Raw genomic sequence first — 25813 nt, 5'->3', positions numbered from 1 at the left:
AATATAAGAAGCACTTTATTAATGAATGAAATGAATTGAGGGGAACATCGTGATAGAACAAGCACAGACACAAACTATTTCTGGCGATGCTTATGTTTTAGAAGTATTTATCGATCCATTCAACAAACGAGTCCGCATCGATGATTATCGGGGCAATTTGGAAAAGGTAATCCAAGCTGCAGAACTGGAATGTGATAAGGTTTCTGCTGAAAAATTAATTTGTAAGGTTAGACAAGAGCATTTTACCGTTTTTCTTGAACATGGCTTTACTTGTGAAGCAAAATTAGATGGATACTTCCTCGGCTCTGATATGTATTTTTTCTGCAAATATTTTCAAACAGAGCGCATGGAAAACGATCAATGTCTTTTTGAAGATCAAATTATCAAAAATGTTTATTTACTTGAGCGCCAAAGTAAAGCAACCATTCCACCATTGACAGTTAAGCTGAGGAAGGCTGTAAAAAGTGATGTCAAACAATTGGCGAAACTGTACCGGGAAGTGTTTGAGGTGTATCCGACACCGCTTCATGATCCAGCTTACATTGAGAAAACCTTTCAGGATGGAACCATTTATTTTGTTATCGAACAAGATGGGGAAATTATCAGTGCGGCATCCGCAGAAGTAAATTCAGCCTATAAAAATGCTGAATTAACAGATTGTGCTACATTATTGAATCACAGAAAGCACGGTTACGTTAAACTTTTGCTAAAAAGGTTGGAGGAAGAGTTAACAGCAAACAATATTTATTGTGCGTATTCATTATCAAGAGCACAATCTTTTGGAATGAATGCGGCTTTTTATCAACTAGGCTACAATTATCGGGGCCGCTTGTTAAATAATTGTTATATTTATGATCAAATTGAAAATATGAATCTCTGGGTAAAAGATTTATCTAAATAATTGAAGGGGATATGCCGAGTTTTTGGCATGAAAGGTGACAGATTTTCAGCACCATTTCATATATTGAAAATGGGATGGTGAAAATAAATGCTCTTATATAATCAACTAACAAAAGAAGTGTTATCTTCAATCTTAAAAAGTATTGATGAGGCAATTCATGTGGTGAATATCGAGGGGGTTACTGTTTTTTATAATGAGGTAGCCGCAAAGCATGATGGCTTAACAATGGATGAAGTACTTGGCAAACCAATCCTTACAGTATTCCCCTCTTTAACAGAAAGAACCAGTACCCTCCTGAAAGTGTTATCAACAAAACAACCCATTCTGAATCAACCCCAGTCTTATTTGAATATACATGGGAAGATCATTGAGACGTTAAATACAACGTTGCCGATATTTGACCGTGAAAAAATTGTTGGTGCGGTGGAAATCGGCAAGGATTACTCCCGTATCAAACAGTTATACGAAAGATTACTAGATTTAGAAACAGCGAAGCGGCAAATGCGATCTCGAAAAAAACATAATCATTATACATTTGAAGATATTAAAACGATTAATCCATCATTTCAGCAATTGAAGCTAGTTGCACAGAAATTGGCTCGGTCAGATTCACCGATGATTGTTTTTGGCGAAAGCGGGACTGGAAAGGAGCTGTTTGTGCAAGGGGTTCATCACGCATCTCCGCGCCGAGAAGCACCATTCATTGCGCAAAATTGTGCGGCAATCCCGGCTAACTTACTAGAGAGCATCCTCTTCGGCACAATAAAGGGGAGCTATACAGGTGCAGTTGACCGTCCTGGGTTATTTGAAGTAGCCAACGGCGGCACGCTGTTTTTAGATGAGCTTCATGCTATGCCCATCGATCTTCAAGCAAAACTCCTCCGCGTTTTAGAGGATGGAATCGTAAGACGAGTGGGTGGTGTCAAAAATATCACCGTCGATGTTCGGGTAATGGTCGCAATGAATCTGCACCCGTTAAAAGCAGTCGAACAAGAAAAGCTCCGACACGATTTATTTTATCGGCTTAATGTTCTTTCTTTTGAATTAACGCCGTTGCGCGAACGAAGGGACGATATTCTTTTCCTCACGCAGCATTTTATTGATTTTTATAACGAGAAGTTAAGAAAACAAATCAGGGGTCTTGATTCGAACACTGAAAAATTGTTCTTAACGTATCAATGGCCGGGTAATGTCCGGGAGCTAAAGCATTGTCTCGAATATATGATGAATGTGGCTGATCAGGACATCTTAACCGCGGCGGAATTACCAATCTTTTTGAAAAATCAAAAGCCATTACCAGCTTTGTCCCAGGATAGATTGGCATTAAAGGATCATATCGAGCAACTTGAAAGGGAGCTAATTGCCCAAGCGCTATCTTGCACAAATGGCAATATTAATCAAGCTGCAGGTTTATTGGAAATTCCAAGACAAACGCTTCAATATAAGCTCAAAAAATATCGTGCCGAGTAATCGGCACTCTTTTATGTTTTATATCGATGAAATGTTGATTTTCGCTTGTTCCATTCCGTTTTCACCTTTGGCATGGTTTTTGCATGTAATAGGGTGGGAGGAATGTATATGAAATCTTTTTTATATAAACCAACAAGGCACTGGAAGGATATTGAATTGTGGAAGAATGTCAGCGACGAACAATGGAATGATTGGCTTTGGCAGCTTACCAATACGATTAGAACATTAGATGATTTAAAAAAGGTCATCAACTTAACCAAAGATGAAGAGGAAGGTGTTCGCATCTCGACAAAAACAATTCCCTTAAACATTACCCCCTATTATGCGTCACTAATGAACCCAGATGACCCACGCTGTCCAATCCGCATGCAATCTGTTCCTGTTTCAAAAGAAATCCATAAAACAAAATATGATTTGGAAGATCCGCTTCATGAAGATGAAGATTCTCCAGTCCCGGGATTAACTCACCGTTATCCTGATCGCGTCTTGTTTCTTGTTACAAACCAATGCTCGATGTATTGCCGTTATTGTACAAGACGAAGATTTTCTGGACAAATCGGGATGGGTGTTCCAAAGAAGCAAATTGATGCAGCAATTGCTTATATTGCAAAGACGCCAGCAGTCCGAGATGTACTGCTCTCAGGCGGGGATGGTTTATTAATCAATGACAATATTTTAGAGTATATTTTAAAGAAACTTCGGGAAATTGATCACGTGGAAATTATCCGGATTGGCACTAGAGCACCTGTTGTTTTTCCACAGCGAATCACTGAAAATTTGTGCAATATTTTAAAGAAATACCATCCAATCTGGCTCAATACTCATTTTAATACGTCGATTGAAATTACGGAGGATTCGAAACGAGCTTGTGAAATGCTTGCTAATGCCGGAGTTCCAGTTGGAAATCAATCTGTCATCTTGGCGGGAATCAACGATAGTGTACCAATCATGAAGAAGCTCATGCATGACCTCGTAAAAATCCGAGTTAGACCCTATTATATTTATCAGTGCGACCTCTCTGAAGGAATTGGCCATTTTCGGGCACCGATATCAAAGGGGCTAGAAATTATCGAAGGCTTAAGAGGGCATACTTCGGGCTATGCAGTCCCAACTTTTGTCTGCGACGCTCCTGGTGGGGGCGGGAAAATTTCGTTGCAGCCGAATTATTTGATTTCTCAAAGTACGGAAAAAGTGGTGCTACGGAATTTTGAAGGCGTGATAACCTCTTACCCAGAACCTCAGAATTATAAACCAGGTACAGCAGAAGATTATTTTAAAGGCGTGTATCCGGATTATGAAAAGTACCAGTCCAATGTTGGAATATCTGCGGTCATGAATGATAAAAAATTTAATCTTGTCCCCGAAGATTTACAGCGGTTGGATAGAAGGCAAAAGTATCAGCAAGACCCCACCCATTCTTCGCTAAAGGATAAACGTGAAAAACGGGATGAGTTAAAAGAAAAGAAATTTATAGCCCAGCAAAAATCCAGCACAATTGATGATCCAAAAAATAATCCATCGGTTCAGGAATAGGTGATTTGTGATGGAGATTAAATGTGAATGGTGTGGCGAAAACGCCGGTAACGGTGAGAACACGGTATATTGGGAACTACCTGATGGGTCAAAGGCAATTGAAATTTCGATGACCCCAGCGGTTATCTGCCAGGTATGTGGCATGGTGTATCAGCCGGATAACATTATTAAAGAAATTGAAGATCAATTGTTTTTAGTTGATACGAAAAAAATTGATAGTTCAATAACCTTTCAGGGACTTATGGAATTACCAAGATTATTGAAGAGAAATTATTTTGATTTTTCTTCTTAATGATTCTTTCAAACTTTTAAATGGCACTCATATAGGGGTGTCATTTTTTCGTATTTATTAAATTTTTTCATATTAAACAAACGGGCCAGACTGTGGAGTAATCTCAGCATTTGGAAAATGTAAAAGAACTTAGAATACCGAAATTTTTATTCAGAATACGACCTAGGTCGTATATCAATTTAGTTCTTAGCCTGATGTAATATTCTATCCCAAACTTTATAATGATTAATGAATAAAGGTTTCTTGAATATTATTATATAAAAAGGAGTAAATCTAAAATGGAAAATAAGGGACTCAAAATATTGATTCATGCTAGTACTTGGTTTGCACCTATAATAGTTCCCATTATCACATATTTTATTTTCTCAGATCGAGAACTTAAAAGCTTATCGTTACAAGCTTTGATATTTCATTTTGTTATTGGTATTTTAATTTCAGTGTCTGCCTTTTTTTCTTGGATATTAATTGGAATTCCATTCCTCATTATTTTTGGAGTAATTGCAATAATAACTCCGATCGTTGGCATTGTTAAAGCAATTAATGAACGTCCTTTTCGATATCCTATTATTGGATCATGGTTTGATTAAATCTAAAGGAATCTAATTGTTTTTTCGCATTTTTCAAACAAAAACAATGGGAAATCAAAAAACAAAAGGCTAAACAAAAGCATAAAGGACGATAGTTATTCAAGATACGAGCGCTTATCCAATGCAAGGATAAACGCTCATTTTACGTTTTGGGGCAAGATTGTGAAGTGAACTGGTTTAAAAAAATTGAAGCATAAAAAGTACATATCATTCTAAAAGTTGAGCAGTTGCAGCGGAAATAAAACAAAGAATAAAAGTATTACTAAGAACAGTTTGTATAATGGCGTGGCAACAAAATACCTTGACCATTATTAGAGTTGCTTTAAATTTTTAGAAGCTCTTAACCATAGACTTGATAATATTTCCATTAGTAATAATGTTGATAGAAAGTTGTTTATTGACCATATATGAAACTTATCAGTCGTTAATAACGTATCAATGGTAAGAAATAGTGGAGAATTTGAAAATAGTAAATGGAAGGATGGGAAAGTAGTGGCAGTGGCAGAATTAATTGGTGGTTTGCTTGAAGGGATTTTAATGTCATTTCCATCTAAGAAAAATAGAACAATTAATAACAAGTTTAGGTTGCTACGCAAAGAGTCGTGGTACAAGGAGAAGTATAGTGCATTGATACAGATGAATCATTCAGTGAGGGGCTTTGTGGAACAAACGGAAATTGAGAACATCTTAAAAGACCCAGAAGCGACTAAAAAGTTTCAAATCGAATTTGAGAAGGTATTAAAGAAAGAAGATTTGTAAAAATATTTCTGAAAGAAGAATTGCATGATAATTACATTTTTAAGTATTCAATTATCGGGCGCTTAACCGTAGCAGTTAAGCGCTCATTTTCATTTTTGGGCCATATTCTTAAATAAAGCCTTTAAAGAAAATCAGTAAAGATAAGAGAATTGTAGCGTAGAAGGGGCATCATCTAATTTAAGTACACTGACATATAAAGACTTCGGAAGGGCAAGAAATATTAGTGGGAAAAATTGTCCCACTAATATTCTGGTAAGAAAATAGGAGGAATTTATGTTAGTCAATTTTATGGATATGAGAGAACCGGTTATCTTTTATCGACAAGATTTTGCAGACGTATCACCCATCCTTTCATTGGTGAAGGCAAGAGCAGCAGTCAGCTTTTTTCTTGATCCAGAAGGAGAAGAGTGGGTGATTGGACGTTTCCACCGATGTGAATACATCATTGAAATCAATGGCATTGCTGTAAGGGAAAGTTTGAATGTTAGTATTGACTGCGAAGAAAATAATGTGAACTATTTTAAGCGGAAAGCTATATAACATTGTAATTGACATCACCCTTGCAAATGGGAAATCAACACTTATGGTTATATACCGGGATAGCTACGGCTATCCTTTTTTCGTTATTAAGCTAAAGGGTCCGTCGATCCAAAAAGAATTGTTGAAGTTATTGAACTATTGGAGCAGGTTAATCAATAAAGGAATATTTAATGGTGATGTCGAAAAGATATTTTTATCTACTACACTTTATAAGGGAGCTCTAATGATGTCAGTACCTACTAAAAACGATTTTATTGATGCCATTAAACAGTTAAAAACCGAGTCTAGAACATTGGGATTAAAGTATATAGAGATATTATCTGCTGACTTACATAGAAAGTTAGGGTACTACCCTGGTCCGAACCATAGGATGGCCTCTTGTTGTGACGCAATGTATGATTCAATGGATGTTCATAATGGTGATTTGGTAGTTATGAAACCACCTAAAGGTCGGGGAGCCAAACTAAAGATAAGATACTACCTTTAATTGAATTAGGAGCGTGAGTACAATGCCAATTAAAATGAAGCAATGTGCTGAATGTAAAACTTTATGCAGTAATTCAGCATCAAAATGTCAGGTATGTGGCAGTAGAAATTTAATAAAAGGTTCTTATACATCAAAAAAAGAAGCTCAAAAAAAGCTACAAGAAGAGGAAGTTCAAAAATACAGTCAAAGGGAAATTATCCTTTGTTCACTTTGCTGTTCTCCAATACCTATTAGAAGTGGAAAAGGTTATTGTATGTATTGCGATGAAGAATTTTACACCACGAATTAACTTATTAATATAATATAGAAACTTTTTTAAACTAATAAATCATTTTCTACTAAAATCGTGAGTTGAGTAAATCGTAATTAATGGTTCCTTTTTGATGAGTTTGTGAAACAATACACTTAAACTATAGGGCGCGATTATCAAAAATGATCGCGCTCTTTTTATGCTTAGGTAATTTAGAATGTAACTTCTATAAAGAGAAATGGTTCATTAGAATAGCTGCCATATTGATTCGGCATTTCTTATGAAATAACGAAGAAAGGCAGAATAATTCAAAAAGACTACATAATAAAATGAAATTTAAAAATATTAACATGTTAAAATTTAGGAAACACAAAAAGAATTGAAAATATCCATAAAGCTTATGAGATGGGTTTAGGAATAAAAGTTTAGGGTTTTAAATTGTCCTAGGGTATTTTCAGATACCACAGTTAAAAATCTTCATATCCTATATGAAAGAAAGGTATATTTTGTTTTTCTTATATGCAATTTTATTTTTTATTTTCGGATTTTTATTATTCGGAAAGATTTATGCTGTCTTTCTTATTATTAATTATATTGTAGCTCTGTATTTTCGCTTTTTTTATTAATAACAGAAATTGTTGTTCTTCAATTATCGATGGCTTTCTTGAAAAGCTAGGCTTGCTACTGTAGCCAACAATTTGTCGCTTCAACAAACTGGTAGGTTTTTATAAGACGGATTATAGCTTTGAGTATTGTAGTTAATAGTTATATGTTATCGTTGGAGTTGATTTGATATGTTTGACTTTTTATTTGATTTATTGGGAACATTTTTCTATGGAGGAAGAACGGGTCTAAATACAAAAAAAATTGACAAAAACATTGAACTTTTAATACTACAAGGATGGTTTAATAGGATTTATGAAGATGAAAAGTACCGCAAATTGTTTTTGACAAATAAAAAAGTAAGAGCTTATTTGCAAAGTAACTTTCGAGTGAAAAAAATTATTCGAAATGAGAAGGATCAAAAAACATTATTGGATTTTCTTGATAAACAATTAAATAGGTAATTAAGTTACTTATTCCGCAAGCGGGCGCATTTCCACTGCATGGATCTGTGTTTTTTTATATATAAGGGCGCGAAACTTACGCAAATGGACTGCTTTTTGAGCAGTCCATCTTTCTTAACCTTTAACCGGTTATTGAGCAGTTTAGTTTGACAAAAATATACGAAAATGTTTAAAAAATAATGATAAAGGTAATAAGAATTGAAGTTATACTAAACAAGAAAGACATGTTCAAAAGTATGGAAAGTAGTTTAGGAGAGATAATTATGAAACGTTTATATATGTTTTCGCTTTATTTTTCGGTCTTTTTTATTGGAAACTTAATAGTAAACGCACTTTTTAAACATAATTTAAACATCCAAACAGCATTTTCGGTTGCGTTAGGTGGTTCTTTAGGGATTACGGGGTTTAGTTTCTTGACAAAAACAAAATTAATAAAAGATGATTTAAAAGGTGTAGCAAAATTAATGTATGAGGATGTTTCAGGAGATAACTGGGACAAAGAGAACCTTACTAAACTAAATTTAGATTTTACTATTGAAAGCATTCGATATATCGATTTGTATGTAGAAAGATTAATGAATACTGGTATGGGAACTGAACTTTTGAATAAGCATTTTGATAATTTAACTATTCGAATAGGTGCATACATTGGTGAAATTATTAAAAGAAATATTAAGCAAGATTTTTACTGGTATGAGTTTGATTCTGTTTACAATTATTCTCCAAAATTTGAAAAGAAAGATAGAAGGATTAAACATTATAGTCTTCTTTATTCTAAAAAGGGCGATATAGTTATTTTACCTTTGTTCGAGGTATCGCGGTTTTTAGAGAGAAAATCAGTATACCCAAGTCTCCAATTTTATGTAGAAGAAATGATTACTTTAAATTCAAAAAAAAATTAAAGTCAAAAAGATATTCAATTATCGGGCGCTTTAGTTTAATAAAAAATTATTATTTTACCATTTGAACAGTCTGGTTTCCAAAACCATGCTGTTTTTTATTTGGGTTAAAAAAGTCAACAGAGTTGTTTTATACAAGCTTTTTGAAGTATTGTTCATACTTACAATAAAAAACGCAGTCCCTACCTTCGTTTGCGATAGTCCTGGTGGTGGAGGAAAGATTGCGTTACAGCCGAATTATTTGATTTCACAAAGTGCGGAAAAAGTGGTGTTGAGGAATTTTGAAGGTGTAATAACATCCTACCCAGAACCGCAGAATTATAAACCAGGTACAGCGGAAGATTATTTTAAAGGTGTGTATCCGGATTATGAGAAGTATCGATCCAATGTTGGCATCTCTGCTGTCATGAATGATAAAAAATTTAATTTGGTTCCGGAAGCCCTACAGCGCTTAGATAGAAGGCAAAAGTACCAAATGGATCCGAATCATTCTTCCCTAAAAGATAAACGTCAAAAACGGGACGAATTAAAGGAAAAGAAATTTAAATCACAACAAAAATCAAGCACAATGGATGCTCAAAAAAATGATTCAACGGTTCAGGAGTAGGTGATTCGTGATGGAGATGAAATGTGAATGGTGTGGCGGAAACGCCAGCAGTGGTGAGAACACGGTATATTGGGAGCTGCCTGATGGGTCAAAGGCAATAGAAATTACAATGACACCAGCGATTATCTGCCAGGAATGTGGCATGGTGTATCAGCCGGAAAGTATCATTAAAGAAATTGAAGATCAATTGTTTTTAGTTGATACGAAAAAAATTGATAGTTCGATAACCTTTAAGGAACTTATGGAATTACCAAGATTGTTGAAGAAAAATTACTTTGATTTTTCTTCGTAGGTTGCACTTCTTAATGGCACCCCCAAAATGGGTGCTATTTATTTTTGAAGTAAATCACCCATAAGTAAAATAAGTATATTTTCTTATTTAGTAGACACCGCAATTCGACATATAATAGACAATATGGAAATAATTTCATGTGAGGAGGGAGATAAGAATGAGTTTTACAGAGGTGTTGGCACAACTTTCCTCATACATAAACCATCAATCTGCTAATCTAGAAGACCAAATTAACAGGCTAGAACAAGCAAAACAGGAAATTAGAAGGGAAAAAAACAATGCTGTGGCAGAGTGGAATACCAATCTAACCCCAAATCTTCAAGATTATTGGGAAGGTAATCGTGCAAAGTCATTCGATGAATCCCGTTCTCGTGCACATAGTGAAATGCAAAATATTTTTCATTCTGAGTACGATCGATATATTGAAAAGATAGATTCAAAGCTGACTATTTTGGAAATGGAAAAATCAGGATTAACCTTTGCCAAAGGCTTAACCTGCGAAGCAGAATGTCTTTTGAAAAGAGGAGAAGAGGCAACAGAAGACTTGCAGCGTAAAATCAAGCAAATCAGGAGGCAATAGTCCTAATGAATACGATTCAGTTAAAACATGATGAAGTCATGAAACGATTAACAAAGGTCAAAGAAGCTTTAGCTGCTTTGGCCCTTCCCAATCCTAACCAACAAGTACTTGGCAATAATAAGCTTGATTTACGGACCAGTGGACTTCGAGGGAGACTGCTATTTCGTCTGACATTGTCTCATACATAGAAATTGTCTCAAAAAATATTGAAGATACCCGTTCAAATGTAGATTCTATAAAACAACAAGACGAAGCAATTGCAAACAGTACACCAAAATAAAGAAGGAATTAGAAGAATGTCATATTTGAAAATCTATGAAGCAAGCACTTTGCTTTCGTCTATAAATGAACGGATTAAGGACTACCAAAACTTACAGAAACAATTGGAAGATTTAAAGGGAGCTTTTCAAGAAATTGTCCAGCTATCTGATTTTAAAGGGAAGGCAGCTGAGGCAATCAAAGGTTTTTATCGTGCTCAAATGGATGTTGTCCATGCCTGGGAAGATTTTATTGATCAACACCTTTCATTTTTAAAAAGTGTAGAAGGTGCCGTCTCAGAACGTAATTTATCCGGAAATACACTGGTTCATGTACCATTTTTAGAAGAAACTTTAATGAAAGCAGCGAAAAAATCTACCGAGATAGTTTCCGAGAAGAAAAGTGAACTAAATAGGATTTTCTGTAACATTGATGATATTATTTCTTTAGATGTATTCTCTAGTACCGAATTTGACCATCAAATTTACCTAGTTGAGAAAGAGCGAAAGGATACACTTGAGAAGGTTCATGAACTGGATTATGATCTAGTCAATCGATACAAAATGTCCCAACCAGCCGAGACCTACGCGAAATTACTTTTTCAACAATTATTACAGTCATCAACGAAAAACGGTGCCATATTACCGATTCATTTTGATAAGAAAGCCTATCACAACAGCGAAATTTATCGGGCGAAAAAGCCTCGGTCAATTAGTAAAGAAGAGTTTGAAAACATTCATCAAAAATTGGCCTACAAAGTTCAAATCATCGATGAGTATGAGGAATATGGTGGAGATTTTTTTGTTTTTGACAACGGGCAGATTGTCAGGAAATATACAGCTAGGATTCATGGGAAGTTCGTTACCCTATATGAAATTGTTGAGAAAATCCCCAAAAAAGATCGAACTGGCAATGTGAAAGAGTTAGGTTCTTCATTTGAGGGAACTCCATTTGAACCACTAGAATACGTGATCAATCCCAAATCGTTAGCATCAAATTGGAAAAACCAGAACTATCCAATGCATGGGCACAAAGCGGTTATGGTGAAAATTTTCTACATATTAAGAAATCTGCGGAAGTAAGTAGCCCTGAAGTGAACAAAGGTGTGGATGATGTAAGAGATGTTTCTAAGAGTTCGCATGAAATTGATAAGGTATTAACAAAAAATGGAGCATTTAGGGATGCAAAGAGAAGGGCGGGAATACCTAACTCTACTCAGCACAAGAAACCTGTCGATGTTTATGATGGAACAACTGAAAATAGGAGAGTATATGAATTTGATGTAGATGGCAAGAAAAAATATATCATAGAGCACAGAGAGGATAAATTCGGGAGAGGTCCTCACTTTCATGGCGCTGACGATTTGAAGGGAAGCCCATTGGGAAAAGGAAGATATAATCAGTATCCTGGACATTCCCCTGAAGATTCCGTTGGTTATAAAAAGTAGGGGCGACCATGAGAAAGGTGATTAATTTGAGTGACGAAAGAAAAACAAAAATGGAGCTGTTAAAAAGAAAAAATAGAAGGCGGAATTTGGTAAAAGAAATAAACTTCATGAATCTTTCAGATGAACCATTTTTAGATATTGAAGATAACGATTTATTTTGTAAGAATGTGTTTTCGATGCTTAACACACGGGAAAATAAAATTCAATTGCAAGGAGATACTTATAAAGAACATATTCAAAAATCAATACATTTTTTAAATGAGACTATTAATAATATTGAAGTAATCCCAAAACAAGGAAGATTATTGTTTTTTAGAGAAAATGAAATAGAAGCAGTATTGGTTAATCTTAATGAAGTATTTAGTCACTTAAATGAAATTATTGAGTTAACAAAGTTTTCAGTTGGATATGGAGATTTTATCCTAGTTGCAGAAGATTTTAATTTTGGTTTGTGTATCGAACGAACGGAATATTTTTATGAGTTAAGTGTTTGGGGACTATCTTAATGAAAAATATGAGAACCTTGGATTGGCAAAATGCCTTTCAAGGTTTTTTACTCTTAATTTACACAAAAAATCAAATATTTGAGTGAGACAATAAGAAAATGATTTGTTTGAGGATCGAGAGCTCATGATGGTAGTACCATCATGAATGAGAGCAAAATTCATCATGGTATAAAATACTTAAGTGATATTTTACTTGGAATCGGTGAGGGTGCATGGAAAGCAGTTGTTGATATTTTTAAAGGTCTAATCGATCTTGCCATTTCTTTAGTCACTGACTCGGTAAACTTTTTCAAAGGAATTATGAATGTAGTAACTCATCCGATTGACACTGCTAAGTATGTGTAACGGAATTGAAACGGCGTGGAAACGTGATGTGGTAAATGGAAATGCCCGCAGTCGAAGTGGTTTTTTCACCTATGCAGCTGTTTCAATTTTTGGATTAAAGGGATTCGATAAAGTCGGCAAGCTAGGTAAACTAGGCAGGGTTTCCAAGACCAAGCCCACTCTTCCAAATAATGTCCTAAACACAGAGAAACTGAAGGGTTTCATCTATAATAAAGTAAAAACTAATTTCAGCAATCAAAAAGCAAAGATTGTTCAATTTTTTAAAAACAAACCCGTCCAAATCACCTTAAATCAAGCTGTTCGAGCCGTTCAAAACACAAAGACTTTGAGCACTATAAAAAATGTAGTAAATCCAAACAAACTCAAGTACGTCTTTGAAAATACATATCGTGATGTCATCAAAAGTCCACTTACAAAAACAAAGGCAGCGATTGATCAGTCTATCAAAAGCAGTATTAAGAAAATAGGTGAAGTTAAGGTTCCAACAAGTTTCAAGAGAAATCAACTTTCGATTTCAGGTGTATTCAATTTTATAAATGTTTCTACAGAAAGTGCCTCGCTTAAAGACGTAGTTCAGAAGTTTAATGTGAAACAAGAAAGTAGAAATATTAATATAAATATAAATGGAACTAAGCATACGAGTAAGAATTCAGAAATTTTGAAGTTTACGGAAGAACAATTATCTTCTAAACCACCATATTCTAGGGATCCCGAGAAATGGCTGAAAAAAGGTGGGAAAATTGAAATAAGTGAGGAAGGAATATGGACTTATATTGATTGGGAGATACCTCCAAATCGGGTTTCTTACCCGGGAAGTTTTCCTGATTTTAAATCTGCAGGATTGGTAAGACAAGAAGTCCAATTAGGTAAATTTGATAGATATGATATTGACTTTGCTACAGCAGATGAATTAGCTCCAAACGGACCAAAGTTAGATGAAAATACATGGCATCATCATCAAGATTTAAAAACAATGCAAGAGGTTAATAAAGAGATACACAGAAGATTTCGACATATGGGTGGAATGTCATTAACTAAGAAGCTAAAAGATAACAAGGAGTGATATGTATGAATTTAGATGCTTTTGGCAAAGCATCAGAGGAATTACTCATAGAATTAGAAGAATTTATAGGGTTTCCTCTTCCCGATGATTATAAAAAGTTTTTGAGTGAATATAATGGAGGAACTTCGAAAGTTAGATATAGTAAATTTTTTGTTAATGAATTGAATCAGGAAATCCCCTTGGATGTCTTGTACGGTATAGGTGTAAATAGTACTTTTGATTTAAGTGTGTGTTTTGAAGAGTTTGAAGAAGATTTATTACCAAATAGCCTAATTATAGGAGATGATCCTGGAGCAGGATTAATTGTACTTGTTACAGATGTTGAAAACTATGGTGTCTATTATTGGGATCATTCTTTTTATTTCCCACAATCAAGTGAAGAAGAAAATACATATAAAATCGCTGATAGTTTTAAGGATTTTATAAATGGATTGAAGAATCCATAAAAAATTAGGAAGGGTTGTTGATACAAAGTCTATTGGAAATAATTTTCCAAAATCACAAGGTCACTAGGTTACGACTTGAAATATATGCAGTCTAAAAAATATACTGTAAATTCCCTTTATAAAAAAAGACAAATAAACATTATGTATTGTTGAAACTGCAAATCAAGCTAATTATGTTGATTTGCAGTTTTTTGATATTAAAAAAGTACTTACAATAAAAAACGCAGTCCCTACCTTCGTTTGCGATGCTCCTGGTGGTGGCGGGAAAATTTCGTTACAGCCGAATTATTTGATTTCACAAAGTGCGGAAAAAGTGGTGTTGAGGAATTTTGAAGGTGTAATAACATCCTACCCAGAACCCCAGAATTATAAACCAGGTACAGCGGAAGATTATTTCAAAGGTGTGTATTCGGATTATGAAAAATATAAATCTAATGTTGGAATATCCGCTGTCATGAATGACAGTAAATTCAACCTCATCCCGGAAGACCTTCAGCGCCTAGATAGAAGGCAGAAGTACCAACAAGACCCCACCCATTCTTCGCTAAAGGATAAGCGTGAAAAGCGAGATGAATTAAAGGAAAAGAAATTTAAAGCCCAGCAAAAATCCAGCACAATTGATGCTCAAAAAAATGATTCAACGGTTCAGGAGTAGGTGATTCGTGATGGAGATGAAATGTGAATGGTGTGGCGGAAACGCCAGCAGTGGTGAGAACACGGTCTATTGGGAGTTGCCAGACGGCTCAAGAGCGATTGAAATTACGATGACACCAGCGATTATCTGCCAGGAATGTGGCATGGTGTATCAGACCGACATCACGATTAAAGAAATAGAAGATCAATTGTTTTTGGTTGATAATAAAAAAATTGATAGTTCGATAACCTTTAAGGAACTTATGGAATTACCAAGATTGTTGAAGAGAAATTATTTTGATTTTTCTTCATAGGCTGCACTTCTTAATGGCACCCCAAAGTGGGTGCTATTTATTTTTGAAGTAGAATACGTGGTCAATCCTAAATCGTTAGCGATTAAGGGTGGAAAAAAACTATTTGGCAAAGGCTTGAATGACATTGGAGAACGCCTGACTATCAAATTGGAAAAACCAGAACTATCCAATGCATGGGCACAAAGCGGTTATGGTGAAAATTTTCTACATATTAAGAAATCTGCGGACGTAAGTAGTCCTGTAGTGAATAAAGTTGTGGATGATGTAAGAGATGTTACTAAGGATATAGATAAAGATAATATATTTTCTAATGGTTCGTTTAATCATGTGTTTCATGGGGAAATAAACAAAAAAAGTAAAGCTGTAGGTTATCATCATGACAGTATGATGGGTGGTAAAATAGTAGAGGTAACTGATCCTCCTAATAAATATGGGTATATCGTGCAATAGTAGAAATTGAAGGGAAAAATAAAAAAGTTCCTTCTACATTTTTTCCAAGTAATTGGAATAGGGTGCAAGTTACAGATGCGATAAAACAGGCTTACAGTAATAGAAAAGTGATAAAAGATAATTTATATGAAGGCATTTTACCTAATGGTATGAAAATTCAAATGAGGTTAGACATTGAAGGAAAAATTAAAACGGCTTACCCAATATATTAAGGAAGTGTACAAATATGAAATATCAAATCACGTTTAAGGAAACCGAAAGAGGTATTGAGGTGGAGGTTCCACATGCTATTTCCTCAGTAGCAATACTTCTAATGGGCGATGTTCAAAGCAACAGTCAACCATGGTTAAAATTAATTAACAAGGTTTTAAGAGGTGATTCAAATTATGAGGAATGTACAGGTAATAATTGTACATTGGAGATTAATCAAGATATAACAAAAATACTTGATAACTACAGTGAGGAAGAAGATGAATGTGTAATAGAAACAAATGAACTAGAGAAGATAATAGAAATGTGGGCAGAAAAGATAAAGAGTACAGTACCCGGACCAATAGGTAGAGTTTAGATGAGATTAGGAAATGCTTGACTTAAGGTAACGAGTTTTTTCTCAATTGGTATGGAAATTATTTATTGAGTATGCGGAATCTAACGGTAAAAATTAATGGGAGCGAGCATCATGAAGAAAATGTTTCTACTCTTTGCAATTTTATTAATGTTTGACACAGATAACTTGGTAAATGCTAAATCACCAGAGCCAAAGGAAATTAAACCTTATGCAGATGACTGGTATGTTACACCAGAAGATATTATTCGAGATATTATATTTCCAGCTATTGATAAAAGGGTAATAAAAGAATACGGAGGAAAAGAGGCTTCCGGTTTTGGTTGGCAGCAACAGAGGATAATAAAAATTGTTTATAACAACAATCATTCATATGATATTACCATAAAAATTAACATTCCTGACAATAACGATGATCCGTTTGAATACGTAGAGGACTTGGTTAAAGTAAGAGTTTCCCCATCCTGTGATAGCCCTAAAATTGGATGTAGTCATGGCTTTAAGGTAGAAGTATTAGACTATAAACATCTAAATAATTAATTAACGATATACTGATGTTTTTATTTGGTATCAACTTATTTAGTACCGACTTTGTTCAATATTTTTCACGAAGTTCTTTTTATCCTTTTTTGGGGATTTGGTGATGTAAGGCCAAATGATGACTGCAAATAATTATTAATTCAATGTTATAATATTGTAAGTAAATAACAAGGCGGTGTTTAAAATGAGTGTTAACCGTGAAGAACTAAAACGACTAATTGACAATATTCACGAAGAAGACGCAGCTGAAGTTTATGACTTTATTGGCTACTTAAATATGAAACGAGAAAGAGAAGCCATTGATCAAATGAATTTAGAACTTTTTTCTGAGGATGCAGAAATCATTCGTCAAGTACAAAACAGCCGTAAGGACCGTATTAATGGACGTATTTATGATCAAGAGCAGGGACTAAAGTATCTCCAGAACAAAATCAAGGAGTTTGAAAGTGAACAAAACTTATAGTGTCTATTGGTCGCAAACTGCTATTGATGAGTTAAGTAATATACTTGCTTATCCTCCAGCAGTAAAGGAACGGATATATCTGGATACATTTAGACGATTATCATATATGCCTACGTTGACTGCAAAACAAATTTCCAGTGGTACTTTAAAAGGTTATTGGGTTAGACTTGGTCTCTATAAAATGATTCTGGTATTTGAGGTTGATGAAGAAGAATCAATTGTTTGGATTGATGGTATCAAACATAAACGAGAAAATGTTTATTGGAAAAGGAATAAATAAGTAGTTTAAAAACCTCCAAGGAAATGGGGGTTTCTTTTACAATATGGAGTTTTATAGGAGATTTAAGACTTTTTTGATTGATTTTTGTTTATATTCAGCAATAGGGCGCTTTCCTGTAGAAAGGAATGGCGCTTTTAACCTTTTTAGGGCCATTTAATAGAATAAGGTTATGAGTTAAGCTATGTTATAAATATAAAAGCTGTGCAAGGCGGTAGAAATTATGAATCAGGATGTTCAGGTGTACTGGAATGAATATTGGAGGGATCAGAATCAAGATCAACCTAAGTCTGTTGGTGCATGGCAATTTGGGGCAGATCCTGATTACATTGCTAAATTGGTGATAGATGGTATTAAAACTGCAACATGTTCCGGATATATATTTTATGAATTGGAGAATGAACCCCTCCCAACAACAGAGGATTACAGTATTATTTTAAACAGCGACGACAAACCTTTAGCAATCATTAAGACGGTGGAGGTTACCCTAACCCCAATGAACGAAGTTACTGAAGAGTTTGCTGTTGCAGAAGGTGAAGGAGATAGTACTTATCAATATTGGTGGGAAGCCCATGAAAAATTCTTCAGAAACGAGTTAAATGCAATCGGACGTGAATTTTCGGAAGATATGCTCCTTGTATGTGAGCGCTTTGAAGTGATTGATGTGAAAAATGGCTAAATTGTTAGGGGGGAATATGAGATGAAAATTATCCAGCAAGAATTTAATGTTAACGGAATGACCTATATCATTAGATCTGCAATAAATAAAGATGCAAAGGATTTGTCGAAAATCAGATTACAGATTGATGGAGAAACTGAAAATCTCGACAGGGAAAAAGGGGAGGGATTCATAGATGCACAAGGTTTTGAACAATTAATCAAAACAGATACAGATAATAAGGAGAACCTTTTTTTAGTTGCTGTGGTTCATGACAGGATTGTCGGATTTTCAAGATGTGAAGGAAATCTATTAAAACGATTTGCCCATAAAGTAGAATTTGGAGTCTGTGTCTTAAAAGATTATTGGGGCTACGGCATTGGCAAAAATCTTTTAAAAGAGTCCATTGCTTGGATTGACTCAAACGGAATTAAAAAAATAACTTTAAATGTTATGGAAACAAATGAAAAAGCGATAAACCTATATAAAAAATTTGGTTTTAAAACTGAAGGCATTCTAAAAAATGATAAAGTCCTTTCCGATGGTAATTATTACAACACAGTTGTTATGGGAAGAATAAATGAATGATGATTGTTCGAACTAAATAATAGTAGCGCTTATTCAATAAAATGGGCGCGAAAACTCAACAACTTGGGCTATTTTTTTGAGCAGTCCATTTTTCTTGGTCTTTAATCAGTTACAGGTGCAGATTTGATTTGTTAAAGAAGGAATAAGAGGAATTATGACGAAATAATAGTACATAAACATAATTAGATTAGGAAGGTCTACAATCTATGGAGAGGAAAATAAAAAGTTGAGGTAAAAGGAATTTTAGAATCGTGCTTGTAATTTCTCCCTTACTGCTTTTAACAGTTAGGGTATCAACTGCTCCTTATAGTGGAAAATTTGAAAAGCGGATTCTACAAAAGTATGATATTAAATGTAACAAATATAATCACTGGTGTGTAATAGACAACATCGAAATTCAATCTAGGTCAGGAAGGTATTTTTCATTTATCATAATTTGAAAATCCTAAGATTATAGAGGTATGTTTTATGAACCAGGATTTTAATAAGAAAAAAATTCAAATTAAATATAGAAAGACAATACAGGATAAAAATAAAGGAGTAAAATATAACAAAGAAATTATTGTTGTTGCATTCCTCCTAATCATTATTTTATTCACTTGTTTTTTATTTGATTATAATCCCTTTTCTAATAATCTTGTAAAGATTACAAAAGTTGAAATTAAACCAGAATAGAAAAGACTACTTAATTCAACAGTGGTAAGGTTTTATATTATTAAGCAAATGGCGTAAGTTGGTTCAGTAGTGCATTTAAAATTAGAAAAAACGCTTGGAATAAATCCAAGCGTTTTTCTGTGTTTTTTTACTCATTATTTTTATTATACTAACAATAAATGCCCTCTTTTATTCCAGATAAGTTAAATAAATTCTTTAAATAAAGAATAAACGAGTTAAGTGTTTTCTGGAGGTTGTTTAACTAACGGGGATTTATTCAATTAAATGATGGCAATGATGCTCAGCAATCGGGCGCTTTCCTGCAAAATGAAGTGATTGCGCCTTTTTTTAATATAGGCCATATAATTGAAAAATATTATTTTGGAAAATCTAGGATATTTATATTGACTAAGTGAGTTTGAGGAAAAGTAAACTTAAACTAGCTGGAATTTAATTTTAAGTGAAATGATACATAATCTACATTTTGATTGTTTGTTACCACAATTTCCTGTTTAGTAAATCTCCCTCGAAAAATTTCCTTTTCATCCACATAGGAGAACCCCTACTATTAGGCAGAGGATCATCCGTTTATCGTTTCCTCATAGTTCTCTTTTAGGCGCTTTATATCTTCTTTGGGTGGTAAACCAAACATGCGCGAATATTCACGACTGAATTGTGATGGACTCTCATAGCCAACCTGGAAAGCTACATCAGCAGCATCAGTTGATTCCAATAACAACAGGCTTCGGGCTTCTTGAAGTCTAAGTTGTTTTTGAAATTGAATTGGGCTCATCGCGGTAACCTCTTTAAAGTGCCGATGAAGTGAAGAAACACTCATATTTGCTTTTTCCGCAAGTTCCTTAATCTTAAAAGACTTTTCATAGTTATTCATAATATGTTCAATCACGTCACTGATTTGATTAGTGGAACTTCCTTCTATCGCTATCTGTTTTAGCACTTTTCCATGTTCTCCTTGTAGAACCCTATAGATGATTTCTTTCCTAATTATAGGAGCAAGTACGTGGATATCCTTCGGATTATCTAGGAGTCTAACTAACCTGGTTACTGCGTCCAGCAAAGATGGTTCTATTTTGCTGACGTACATACCTCGTTTAGCAATTTCCTTTTTATCAACTCCCTTTTGGAATTCGCGTAACACCTCTAATATTTCACTCGGTGTAAATTCAAGTTTTAAAGCCAAATAAGGAATTTCAGAAGAAGCATTAGTGACTATTCCAGTAATGGGCAAGTTAACGGATGCAACAAGGTAATCAGCAGGACCGTACCTGAAGACCTCCTGTGACAGCAGTACCTCCTTCATCCCTTGAACAATAATGCATAAGGAGGGTTTGTAAACTCCATAATTTGGTCCAGTATTATTCGAGTACCGGGAGAAAAATAAAGATGAAATATCAGTAGCAAAAGAGCCATCCCGTCCTGTGTGACCCTCTATGAACTTTGCGAGCTCGACTCTCTGTCTATACAATTGTTCAAACATAGAATCCTCCTTTGTTTTCTTCATCAGTGATGGTCCCATTATATGACTAATTTACTTTCTACGTAAATGGCTGTGAGAGGATTATGCAATCATTTGACACGATTGTGATACCGGTCGTGATTTCAATTCTTGCATAATAAGGATGTTCAAGTTGTTAAACACCTTTATTTTCTAATAACAATCTTCGGCAGTAGAAAAAAGCTGTAATTGAACAAATAAACGCCTTAGCTGTTTAGTAATGAAAATAAGAAACTTTAATAGATGACCATTTTAAGTATCTTGTATCTGCTAATACTAAAAGTTAAATCAGATATTCGAAAGAGAGGGAAACGTAATGGAATACGTGAAACTTGGAAATACTGGCTTGGATGTATCCCGGCTTTGCCTTGGATGCATGGGTTTTGGTGAGAAGGAACGTTGGGTTCATCCTTGGGTAATTGATGAAGAGAGCAGTCGTTCTGTCATCAAAAAAGCCCTTGATTTAGGCATCAATTTTTTTGATACAGCAAATGTCTATTCAGATGGAACAAGCGAGGAATTTGTGGGACGTGCTCTTAAGGATTTCGCATACCGAGATGAGATTGTCCTTGCCACAAAGGTTTATTTTCCGCTGGGTAAAGATTTAAACAGCAAAGGTCCGAACAGCAAGGGACTCTCCCGAAAGCATATTATGAGCCAAATTGATAAGAGCCTTAAACGCATGGGGACAGATTATGTAGATCTTTATATCGTCCACCGTTGGGATTATAACACGCCCATCGAAGAGACAATGGAAACATTACATGATGTTGTGAAAGCTGGTAAAGCAAGATATATTGGTGCTTCTGCAATGTATGCATGGCAGTTCCTAAAAGCATTGAATGTGGCGGAGAAAAATGGGTGGACCCGTTTTGTATCGATGCAGAACCATCTCAACCTCATATACCGTGAAGAGGAGCGGGAGATGTTACCACTTTGTAAGGAGGAAAAAATTGGGGTGACACCATATAGCCCACTTGCTTCAGGTAGATTGACGCGTGATTGGTCAGAAACTACACTTCGTTCCGAAACCGACCAAACGCAGAAATCAAAGTACGATGCAACTGCAAGCGCTGATCGATTGATTGCAGAGCGGGTTGCAGAATTGGCTGAAAAACACGGTGTCCTTCGTTCACAAATCGCTGTTGCTTGGTTGTTACAGAAAGAACCGGTAACATCACCTATTATCGGGGCAACGAAAATATCCCACCTTGAAGATGCAGTGGGTGCGTTGTCCGTCACATTAACACATGAAGAAATTGCGTACTTAGAAGAACCGTACGTACCACATCCAGTAGTAGGCGCACTATAGATTGATGAAAATTTTTCAGGAGCAGGGTATATACTCTGCTCTGTTCTTTGAAAAAATTTGGAGGGTTTTATATGCAAAAAGTAGTTTTAAACAATGGTGTTGAGATGCCTATCATCGGGTTTGGTGTTTATCAAATTCAAGATACAAATGTGTGCGAACAATCAGTTTACGACGCTATTAAGGCAGGTTATCGTTTGATTGATACTGCTGCCTCTTATCTAAACGAAGAAGGAGTTGGAAGAGCCCTCAAACGCAGTAATGTACCAAGAGAAGAATTATTTATAACCACAAAACTTTGGGTTCAGGATACAGGTTATGAGAACACAAAGAAGGCATTCGAAAAATCACTTAAAAGATTGCAATTGGATTATTTGGATTTATACCTTATTCATCAGCCGTTTGGTGATATTTTTGGTTCTTGGCGTGCAATGGAGGAGCTGTATCATGAAGGCAAGGTTAGGGCAATCGGAGTGAGTAACTTTAGAGATGACCGTTTACTCGATTTAACGCTACGCAATGAGGTCATCCCGGCCGTAAATCAGGTTGAAACACATCCTTTCTGCCAGCAAATCGAAAGTGCAAAATTGATGAAGGAATACAATGTTCAAATCGAATCGTGGGCACCTTTTGCTGAAGGGAGAAATGAACTCTTCCATAATGAAGTTTTAGTATCAATAGCTGAAAAATATCGTAAATCCGTTGCACAGGTGGTTTTACGTTGGTTGATACAAAGAGGGGTTGTTGTGATTCCAAAATCCGTTCATAAGGAAAGAATCATTGAAAACTTCAATATCTTCGATTTTGAATTAAACCAAGAGGAAATGGTGAAGATTACTGTGTTAGATACAGGAAAGAGTTTGTTCTTTTCACATAACGACCCTGAAATCGTGAAATGGATGGCTACCCGTAAACTTGATATTTAATCTTTCTTTTTAGCTTGCCTCAATTTGATTCAGTATGTTAGGGAGATTTTTTCATTACAAACAGTGAAGGAAGGGTGGGTTAAATTTGAGTAATATTTTAATTCTTGGCGCTAACGGGTCAATTGCTCGTGTAGCTATCGATTTATTCCTAAAAGAAACTGATGCTCAGTGACTCTTTATCTACGTAACTCACACTGCCAGGAAAGCTTGGACTTGACTTTCTCCTTTTGCGACATCCAGACCAATGACTGGATCCATACTTTATCACATCTCCTTTTACTATATTTGCCGGCAGCCCATGACTATCTTGTAATTTCATAGTTTCGCTTGTTATTTGTGGTCAAAGCCCCAACCAGCCTCAAACATGTTTCTACAAGTAGGGGGTGGACAGTATAACGGACGGGATCGAAGGATTGATTTTTGAAGCTTTTTCATGTTGTTCAATACTCATCAATCGGGCGCTATCCTGTAGGGATCAGCGCTTATTTTCAATATGGATGATTTAACAAAACAACACCTGCTAATGAGAAATGGATCCTTATATAAAGGTTTAGGGGGATTGAGATATGGCTATCTGGTATATGCTTTTTGTTAATATTTCCATTTGCTACTGTAGTATCAGCAACGGATGATTAAGGAAAAAGGACGACTGCTTGTGAAGTGTGCTACTTTATGTAGTGAAAGCTAAAATACTTCCAGCTTTCTCTTGAAATATTAGTTGGTATTTATTACCATGATAATGCGGAGGTATGTAAAATGAAAAAAGTACTTGTAACTGGTTTTGCTTCTGTGGTCATTGCGACTGCTTGGTTTGGAATCGGTGGAAAGAATAGCGAAGCACTTGAATCTAACAACGTTAAGAACAATGAAGAGGTTGTTTTCACAGCACTAGATGAAAATCTTAAAGACAATGGAACGATTTCAGATGGAATCCATAATACTTCTATGATCCTAAATTCTTCTCTTGAACACGTTTCAAGTTTTTCGGAAATAAAAGGAATTGAAAATATCGAAAAATATATGAACGGAGTTATTGAACTTGCTGAGGAACGAAATGCTGCACAATTAATTAAAGATAGATTAAACCAGCCTAATCAGCTAATTCAGCAAGCTATTTCGGAGCAAGACATTAACAAGCTTCATGAGGCTAACAAGATCTTGTTAGATCTTGATCTGGAGTTTAATGAAGGAGTATCACACTAAAATTTAAAGTAGTAAATTTCACAATAGGGCGCGCTTGAAGAAGAAAAAATAGAGCCTCCATATTAAGAAGGCTCTAAATTTGTTTTAACCTATTTTTGAAAAGAAGGACATTTACAATAATAAAAAAAAGTATTGTTGCAAAGATAAATACTTCATTATTTCCGTCCTTACCTAGAAGATAAAAGCAGGTGAAGGGAACAATAAGTGAAATCAGTAATGAAATTTTAGGATTTCTTTTTACATTTAAAATTGCCCATAGAATGGTACTAATAGCTATTAATAAAATAATCCAACCCAAAATATCACCTCAAAAAAATTTAATCTACCAACAATTCAATTTTACCATAAAATAACAGTAGTTTTTGTATTAAAAGATATTTGTAAAATATTGAAGAGTTTTACTGTCAAATTACCAAATTCAATATTCCACAAAAGGGCGCAAATCTTAATCAAGAGATGCGTCTACTTTTGTTAAAGACAGTTTTGTTTATGAAGGATTTTTTTGAATAAATGTTGAATAAACCTTCATAAAGAGGTGATATGAATGGATTCGATTTTTTTCTCTTACCCATCGTGTAATATTTTCATAAATGATCGGAATCTAGTTTCTATTATAAAAGACAGAGCTCCAAATTTTAGACCGGAACTTTTTGATACTTTGCCTCCGGATGTCATGTTTCTTCCTTCTCGCCATTTATTAGATAAACCAGACGGGAATTGCTCGGAGGATGGGAAGGTTGCCATCTATATATGTACTTGTGGATATTTAGAATGTCACGGAATTCAAATCGATATTTTCTTAGAATATGACAGGGTTATATGGAAAGGTTTTGTGGATTATAGATCAGGAGAACATACTCCAATTGATGATGGTCTTACTTTTGTATTTGACCGAAAACAATATGAGGCAGCGTTAGAACCTGCCCTTCACTACAGTAAAAAGAAACACAGTTAGTTGAATCCATAATGGACGCTTAATAAATGCATTTAATACTATTTTTCAGTTCTTTTGTTTTTTTTTATTCAGTAAACGGGCGCATTTCTCAAACAAGAGATGCGCTTCTTTTGTTTAGGGCCAATTAGTGGAATAAAGGGTTCAAGGGTTATAATTAAGCGATGCAGCTTTATGGAAAACCTAGCATGTTAGTTTGAGGGAGAGGTAAACAATGAAAAACAGAGAGGAAGCTATTGATTATTGTTTGAGTATGGGTAATACATATGAAGATTATCCGTTTCGAGATAAGAACTGGACATTAATGCGACATACAGAAAATAAGAAAGTGTTCGCGTGATTACAGCCAAGAGATTTTACCATCCTTGCCATGTTTTTTACCACTGTTTGCCAGGGGATTTACCAGGCAGCGCCAAACATGTTTACCAATGTATAA

36 protein-coding genes and 3 pseudogenes are annotated in these 25813 nt (G+C 35.0%); 38 read left to right on the top strand and 1 reads right to left on the bottom strand.

What is annotated here, in order from left to right:
- The first annotated feature begins 49 nt into the window (after window positions 1-49).
- The 33 genes and pseudogenes from ablB to HHO41_RS18290 all read left to right on the top strand — a co-directional run bounded on the left by ablB (window position 50) and on the right by HHO41_RS18290 (window position 19492).
- Window positions 50-901 (top strand): putative beta-lysine N-acetyltransferase, encoded by an 852-nt coding sequence (gene ablB / locus HHO41_RS18440; protein WP_169101388.1) that lies wholly within the window; start codon window positions 50-52, stop codon window positions 899-901.
- An 87-nt stretch (window positions 902-988) separates the two neighbouring features.
- Window positions 989-2371, top strand: coding sequence for a sigma-54 interaction domain-containing protein (locus tag HHO41_RS18435; protein ID WP_169101386.1), 1383 nt, complete (start codon window positions 989-991; stop codon window positions 2369-2371).
- A 108-nt stretch (window positions 2372-2479) separates the two neighbouring features.
- Complete coding sequence (gene kamA / locus HHO41_RS18430; RefSeq protein WP_169101384.1) at window positions 2480-3904, top strand: lysine 2,3-aminomutase; 1425 nt, start codon at window positions 2480-2482, stop codon at window positions 3902-3904.
- A 10-nt stretch (window positions 3905-3914) separates the two neighbouring features.
- On the top strand, window positions 3915-4196 hold the full coding sequence (locus HHO41_RS18425) for a YokU family protein (protein WP_169101382.1): 282 nt from the start codon (window positions 3915-3917) through the stop codon (window positions 4194-4196).
- Between the two features lie 278 nt (window positions 4197-4474).
- Window positions 4475-4783, top strand: a complete 309-nt coding sequence (locus tag HHO41_RS18420) for a DUF4870 domain-containing protein (RefSeq protein WP_169101380.1) — start codon at window positions 4475-4477, stop codon at window positions 4781-4783.
- 492 nt (window positions 4784-5275) lie between these two features.
- Window positions 5276-5542, top strand: coding sequence for a hypothetical protein (locus HHO41_RS18415; protein ID WP_169101378.1), 267 nt, complete (start codon window positions 5276-5278; stop codon window positions 5540-5542).
- Between the two features lie 273 nt (window positions 5543-5815).
- Entirely contained in the window at window positions 5816-6082 is a 267-nt protein-coding gene (locus tag HHO41_RS18410) for a hypothetical protein (protein ID WP_169101376.1), read from the top strand.
- A 43-nt stretch (window positions 6083-6125) separates the two neighbouring features.
- Window positions 6126-6569 (top strand): hypothetical protein, encoded by a 444-nt coding sequence (locus HHO41_RS18405; protein ID WP_169101374.1) that lies wholly within the window; start codon window positions 6126-6128, stop codon window positions 6567-6569.
- A gap of 22 nt (window positions 6570-6591) precedes the next feature.
- Complete coding sequence (locus HHO41_RS18400; RefSeq protein WP_169101367.1) at window positions 6592-6858, top strand: hypothetical protein; 267 nt, start codon at window positions 6592-6594, stop codon at window positions 6856-6858.
- Between the two features lie 755 nt (window positions 6859-7613).
- Window positions 7614-7886, top strand: a complete 273-nt coding sequence (locus HHO41_RS18395) for a hypothetical protein (protein WP_169101366.1) — start codon at window positions 7614-7616, stop codon at window positions 7884-7886.
- Between the two features lie 263 nt (window positions 7887-8149).
- Complete coding sequence (locus tag HHO41_RS18390) at window positions 8150-8788, top strand: hypothetical protein (protein ID WP_248278531.1); 639 nt, start codon at window positions 8150-8152, stop codon at window positions 8786-8788.
- Between the two features lie 172 nt (window positions 8789-8960).
- A pseudogene (locus HHO41_RS18385) lies at window positions 8961-9392 on the top strand (lysine 2,3-aminomutase); the annotation flags it as partial.
- A 10-nt stretch (window positions 9393-9402) separates the two neighbouring features.
- Entirely contained in the window at window positions 9403-9684 is a 282-nt protein-coding gene (locus HHO41_RS18380; protein ID WP_169101364.1) for a YokU family protein, read from the top strand.
- A 157-nt stretch (window positions 9685-9841) separates the two neighbouring features.
- Window positions 9842-10264: a YwqH-like family protein gene (locus tag HHO41_RS18375; protein WP_169101363.1), complete on the top strand. Its 423-nt coding sequence runs from the start codon at window positions 9842-9844 to the stop codon at window positions 10262-10264.
- A gap of 5 nt (window positions 10265-10269) precedes the next feature.
- Entirely contained in the window at window positions 10270-10452 is a 183-nt protein-coding gene (locus tag HHO41_RS18370; RefSeq protein ID WP_248278530.1) for a YwqI/YxiC family protein, read from the top strand.
- Window positions 10425-10544: a DUF5344 family protein gene (locus HHO41_RS22475; protein ID WP_348981326.1), complete on the top strand. Its 120-nt coding sequence runs from the start codon at window positions 10425-10427 to the stop codon at window positions 10542-10544. The genes HHO41_RS18370 and HHO41_RS22475 overlap by 28 nt, the downstream gene beginning before the upstream one ends.
- Before the next feature lie 16 nt (window positions 10545-10560).
- The gene (locus HHO41_RS18365; protein ID WP_169101362.1) at window positions 10561-11604 is read left to right on the top strand and encodes an LXG domain-containing protein; all 1044 of its coding nucleotides are present in this window, start codon (window positions 10561-10563) and stop codon (window positions 11602-11604) included.
- A gap of 23 nt (window positions 11605-11627) precedes the next feature.
- Window positions 11628-11969 (top strand): HNH/endonuclease VII fold putative polymorphic toxin, encoded by a 342-nt coding sequence (locus HHO41_RS18360; RefSeq protein ID WP_348981324.1) that lies wholly within the window; start codon window positions 11628-11630, stop codon window positions 11967-11969.
- A gap of 8 nt (window positions 11970-11977) precedes the next feature.
- Window positions 11978-12475 (top strand): YxiF family protein, encoded by a 498-nt coding sequence (locus tag HHO41_RS18355; RefSeq protein WP_211171223.1) that lies wholly within the window; start codon window positions 11978-11980, stop codon window positions 12473-12475.
- Window positions 12476-12616: 141 nt separating this feature from the next.
- Window positions 12617-12820, top strand: a complete 204-nt coding sequence (locus tag HHO41_RS18350) for a hypothetical protein (RefSeq protein WP_169101361.1) — start codon at window positions 12617-12619, stop codon at window positions 12818-12820.
- Between the two features lie 658 nt (window positions 12821-13478).
- A complete protein-coding gene (locus tag HHO41_RS22815; RefSeq protein ID WP_211171226.1) occupies window positions 13479-13883 on the top strand; it encodes an HNH endonuclease in 405 nt (134 codons plus the stop codon).
- 5 nt (window positions 13884-13888) lie between these two features.
- On the top strand, window positions 13889-14329 hold the full coding sequence (locus tag HHO41_RS18340) for an SMI1/KNR4 family protein (RefSeq protein WP_169101360.1): 441 nt from the start codon (window positions 13889-13891) through the stop codon (window positions 14327-14329).
- Between the two features lie 223 nt (window positions 14330-14552).
- Window positions 14553-14984: pseudogene (locus HHO41_RS18335) on the top strand (lysine 2,3-aminomutase); the annotation flags it as partial.
- A 10-nt stretch (window positions 14985-14994) separates the two neighbouring features.
- Window positions 14995-15276, top strand: coding sequence for a YokU family protein (locus HHO41_RS18330; protein WP_169101359.1), 282 nt, complete (start codon window positions 14995-14997; stop codon window positions 15274-15276).
- Between the two features lie 57 nt (window positions 15277-15333).
- Window positions 15334-15726: a hypothetical protein gene (locus HHO41_RS22465; RefSeq protein ID WP_248278528.1), complete on the top strand. Its 393-nt coding sequence runs from the start codon at window positions 15334-15336 to the stop codon at window positions 15724-15726.
- A complete protein-coding gene (locus tag HHO41_RS22460; RefSeq protein WP_348981325.1) occupies window positions 15705-15938 on the top strand; it encodes an EndoU domain-containing protein in 234 nt (77 codons plus the stop codon). The genes HHO41_RS22465 and HHO41_RS22460 overlap by 22 nt, the downstream gene beginning before the upstream one ends.
- 14 nt (window positions 15939-15952) lie before the next feature.
- A complete protein-coding gene (locus HHO41_RS18320; RefSeq protein WP_169101358.1) occupies window positions 15953-16294 on the top strand; it encodes a hypothetical protein in 342 nt (113 codons plus the stop codon).
- A 111-nt stretch (window positions 16295-16405) separates the two neighbouring features.
- Window positions 16406-16831, top strand: coding sequence for a hypothetical protein (locus HHO41_RS18315; RefSeq protein WP_169101357.1), 426 nt, complete (start codon window positions 16406-16408; stop codon window positions 16829-16831).
- Between the two features lie 184 nt (window positions 16832-17015).
- The gene (locus HHO41_RS18310) at window positions 17016-17294 is read left to right on the top strand and encodes a hypothetical protein (protein ID WP_169101356.1); all 279 of its coding nucleotides are present in this window, start codon (window positions 17016-17018) and stop codon (window positions 17292-17294) included.
- The gene (locus HHO41_RS18305; protein WP_169101355.1) at window positions 17278-17574 is read left to right on the top strand and encodes a type II toxin-antitoxin system RelE family toxin; all 297 of its coding nucleotides are present in this window, start codon (window positions 17278-17280) and stop codon (window positions 17572-17574) included. Before HHO41_RS18310 ends, HHO41_RS18305 begins: the two co-directional genes overlap by 17 nt.
- A 220-nt stretch (window positions 17575-17794) precedes the next feature.
- The gene (locus tag HHO41_RS18300) at window positions 17795-18250 is read left to right on the top strand and encodes an ASCH domain-containing protein (protein ID WP_169101354.1); all 456 of its coding nucleotides are present in this window, start codon (window positions 17795-17797) and stop codon (window positions 18248-18250) included.
- A gap of 21 nt (window positions 18251-18271) precedes the next feature.
- Window positions 18272-18817, top strand: a complete 546-nt coding sequence (locus tag HHO41_RS18295) for a GNAT family N-acetyltransferase (protein ID WP_169101353.1) — start codon at window positions 18272-18274, stop codon at window positions 18815-18817.
- Between the two features lie 468 nt (window positions 18818-19285).
- Complete coding sequence (locus HHO41_RS18290) at window positions 19286-19492, top strand: hypothetical protein (protein ID WP_169101352.1); 207 nt, start codon at window positions 19286-19288, stop codon at window positions 19490-19492.
- Window positions 19493-20051: 559 nt separating this feature from the next.
- Here HHO41_RS18290 and HHO41_RS18285 read toward each other — a convergent pair.
- Window positions 20052-20969, bottom strand: a complete 918-nt coding sequence (locus tag HHO41_RS18285; RefSeq protein ID WP_169101351.1) for an AraC family transcriptional regulator — start codon at window positions 20967-20969, stop codon at window positions 20052-20054.
- Window positions 20970-21303: 334 nt separating this feature from the next.
- Here HHO41_RS18285 and HHO41_RS18280 point away from each other — a divergent pair, with 334 nt between their 5' ends.
- The 5 genes and pseudogenes from HHO41_RS18280 to HHO41_RS18260 all read left to right on the top strand — a co-directional run.
- A complete protein-coding gene (locus tag HHO41_RS18280; RefSeq protein ID WP_169101350.1) occupies window positions 21304-22299 on the top strand; it encodes an aldo/keto reductase in 996 nt (331 codons plus the stop codon).
- Window positions 22300-22370: 71 nt separating this feature from the next.
- A complete protein-coding gene (locus HHO41_RS18275; RefSeq protein WP_169101348.1) occupies window positions 22371-23222 on the top strand; it encodes an aldo/keto reductase in 852 nt (283 codons plus the stop codon).
- A gap of 756 nt (window positions 23223-23978) precedes the next feature.
- On the top strand, window positions 23979-24425 hold the full coding sequence (locus HHO41_RS18270; RefSeq protein WP_169101346.1) for a hypothetical protein: 447 nt from the start codon (window positions 23979-23981) through the stop codon (window positions 24423-24425).
- Between the two features lie 544 nt (window positions 24426-24969).
- Window positions 24970-25380 carry a hypothetical protein gene (locus HHO41_RS18265; RefSeq protein WP_169101344.1) on the top strand — a complete coding sequence of 137 codons (411 nt, stop codon included), beginning with the start codon at window positions 24970-24972 and terminating at the stop codon, window positions 25378-25380.
- A 211-nt stretch (window positions 25381-25591) separates the two neighbouring features.
- Window positions 25592-25714, top strand: a pseudogene (locus HHO41_RS18260) (MmcQ/YjbR family DNA-binding protein); the annotation flags it as partial.
- Between the last annotated feature and the right edge of the window lie 99 nt (window positions 25715-25813).

The organism is Bacillus sp. DNRA2 (assembly GCF_012843265.1).
Taxonomy (GTDB): Bacteria; Bacillota; Bacilli; order Bacillales; family Cytobacillaceae; genus Bacillus_BU.
This window is presented reverse-complemented; position numbering and strand designations above follow the sequence as displayed.

Excerpts from the sequence above, each read along its gene's own strand:
- HHO41_RS18435 (WP_169101386.1), top strand. The coding sequence starts at position 989 with ATGCTCTTATATAATCAACTAACAAAAGAAGTGTTATCTTCAATCTTA.
- kamA (WP_169101384.1), top strand. The coding sequence starts at position 2,480 with ATGAAATCTTTTTTATATAAACCAACAAGGCACTGGAAGGATATTGAA.
- HHO41_RS18425 (WP_169101382.1), top strand. The coding sequence starts at position 3,915 with ATGGAGATTAAATGTGAATGGTGTGGCGAAAACGCCGGTAACGGTGAG.
- HHO41_RS18420 (WP_169101380.1), top strand. The coding sequence starts at position 4,475 with ATGGAAAATAAGGGACTCAAAATATTGATTCATGCTAGTACTTGGTTT.
- HHO41_RS18410 (WP_169101376.1), top strand. The coding sequence starts at position 5,816 with ATGTTAGTCAATTTTATGGATATGAGAGAACCGGTTATCTTTTATCGA.
- HHO41_RS18405 (WP_169101374.1), top strand. The coding sequence starts at position 6,126 with ATGGTTATATACCGGGATAGCTACGGCTATCCTTTTTTCGTTATTAAG.
- HHO41_RS18400 (WP_169101367.1), top strand. The coding sequence starts at position 6,592 with ATGCCAATTAAAATGAAGCAATGTGCTGAATGTAAAACTTTATGCAGT.
- HHO41_RS18395 (WP_169101366.1), top strand. The coding sequence starts at position 7,614 with ATGTTTGACTTTTTATTTGATTTATTGGGAACATTTTTCTATGGAGGA.
- HHO41_RS18390 (WP_248278531.1), top strand. The coding sequence starts at position 8,150 with ATGAAACGTTTATATATGTTTTCGCTTTATTTTTCGGTCTTTTTTATT.
- HHO41_RS18380 (WP_169101364.1), top strand. The coding sequence starts at position 9,403 with ATGGAGATGAAATGTGAATGGTGTGGCGGAAACGCCAGCAGTGGTGAG.
- HHO41_RS18375 (WP_169101363.1), top strand. The coding sequence starts at position 9,842 with ATGAGTTTTACAGAGGTGTTGGCACAACTTTCCTCATACATAAACCAT.
- HHO41_RS18370 (WP_248278530.1), top strand. The coding sequence starts at position 10,270 with ATGAATACGATTCAGTTAAAACATGATGAAGTCATGAAACGATTAACA.
- HHO41_RS18365 (WP_169101362.1), top strand. The coding sequence starts at position 10,561 with ATGTCATATTTGAAAATCTATGAAGCAAGCACTTTGCTTTCGTCTATA.
- HHO41_RS18355 (WP_211171223.1), top strand. The coding sequence starts at position 11,978 with ATGAGAAAGGTGATTAATTTGAGTGACGAAAGAAAAACAAAAATGGAG.
- HHO41_RS18350 (WP_169101361.1), top strand. The coding sequence starts at position 12,617 with ATGAATGAGAGCAAAATTCATCATGGTATAAAATACTTAAGTGATATT.
- HHO41_RS18340 (WP_169101360.1), top strand. The coding sequence starts at position 13,889 with ATGAATTTAGATGCTTTTGGCAAAGCATCAGAGGAATTACTCATAGAA.
- HHO41_RS18330 (WP_169101359.1), top strand. The coding sequence starts at position 14,995 with ATGGAGATGAAATGTGAATGGTGTGGCGGAAACGCCAGCAGTGGTGAG.
- HHO41_RS18320 (WP_169101358.1), top strand. The coding sequence starts at position 15,953 with ATGAAATATCAAATCACGTTTAAGGAAACCGAAAGAGGTATTGAGGTG.
- HHO41_RS18315 (WP_169101357.1), top strand. The coding sequence starts at position 16,406 with ATGAAGAAAATGTTTCTACTCTTTGCAATTTTATTAATGTTTGACACA.
- HHO41_RS18310 (WP_169101356.1), top strand. The coding sequence starts at position 17,016 with ATGAGTGTTAACCGTGAAGAACTAAAACGACTAATTGACAATATTCAC.
- HHO41_RS18300 (WP_169101354.1), top strand. The coding sequence starts at position 17,795 with ATGAATCAGGATGTTCAGGTGTACTGGAATGAATATTGGAGGGATCAG.
- HHO41_RS18295 (WP_169101353.1), top strand. The coding sequence starts at position 18,272 with ATGAAAATTATCCAGCAAGAATTTAATGTTAACGGAATGACCTATATC.
- HHO41_RS18290 (WP_169101352.1), top strand. The coding sequence starts at position 19,286 with ATGAACCAGGATTTTAATAAGAAAAAAATTCAAATTAAATATAGAAAG.
- HHO41_RS18285 (WP_169101351.1), bottom strand. The coding sequence starts at position 20,969 with ATGTTTGAACAATTGTATAGACAGAGAGTCGAGCTCGCAAAGTTCATA.
- HHO41_RS18280 (WP_169101350.1), top strand. The coding sequence starts at position 21,304 with ATGGAATACGTGAAACTTGGAAATACTGGCTTGGATGTATCCCGGCTT.
- HHO41_RS18275 (WP_169101348.1), top strand. The coding sequence starts at position 22,371 with ATGCAAAAAGTAGTTTTAAACAATGGTGTTGAGATGCCTATCATCGGG.
- HHO41_RS18270 (WP_169101346.1), top strand. The coding sequence starts at position 23,979 with ATGAAAAAAGTACTTGTAACTGGTTTTGCTTCTGTGGTCATTGCGACT.
- HHO41_RS18265 (WP_169101344.1), top strand. The coding sequence starts at position 24,970 with ATGGATTCGATTTTTTTCTCTTACCCATCGTGTAATATTTTCATAAAT.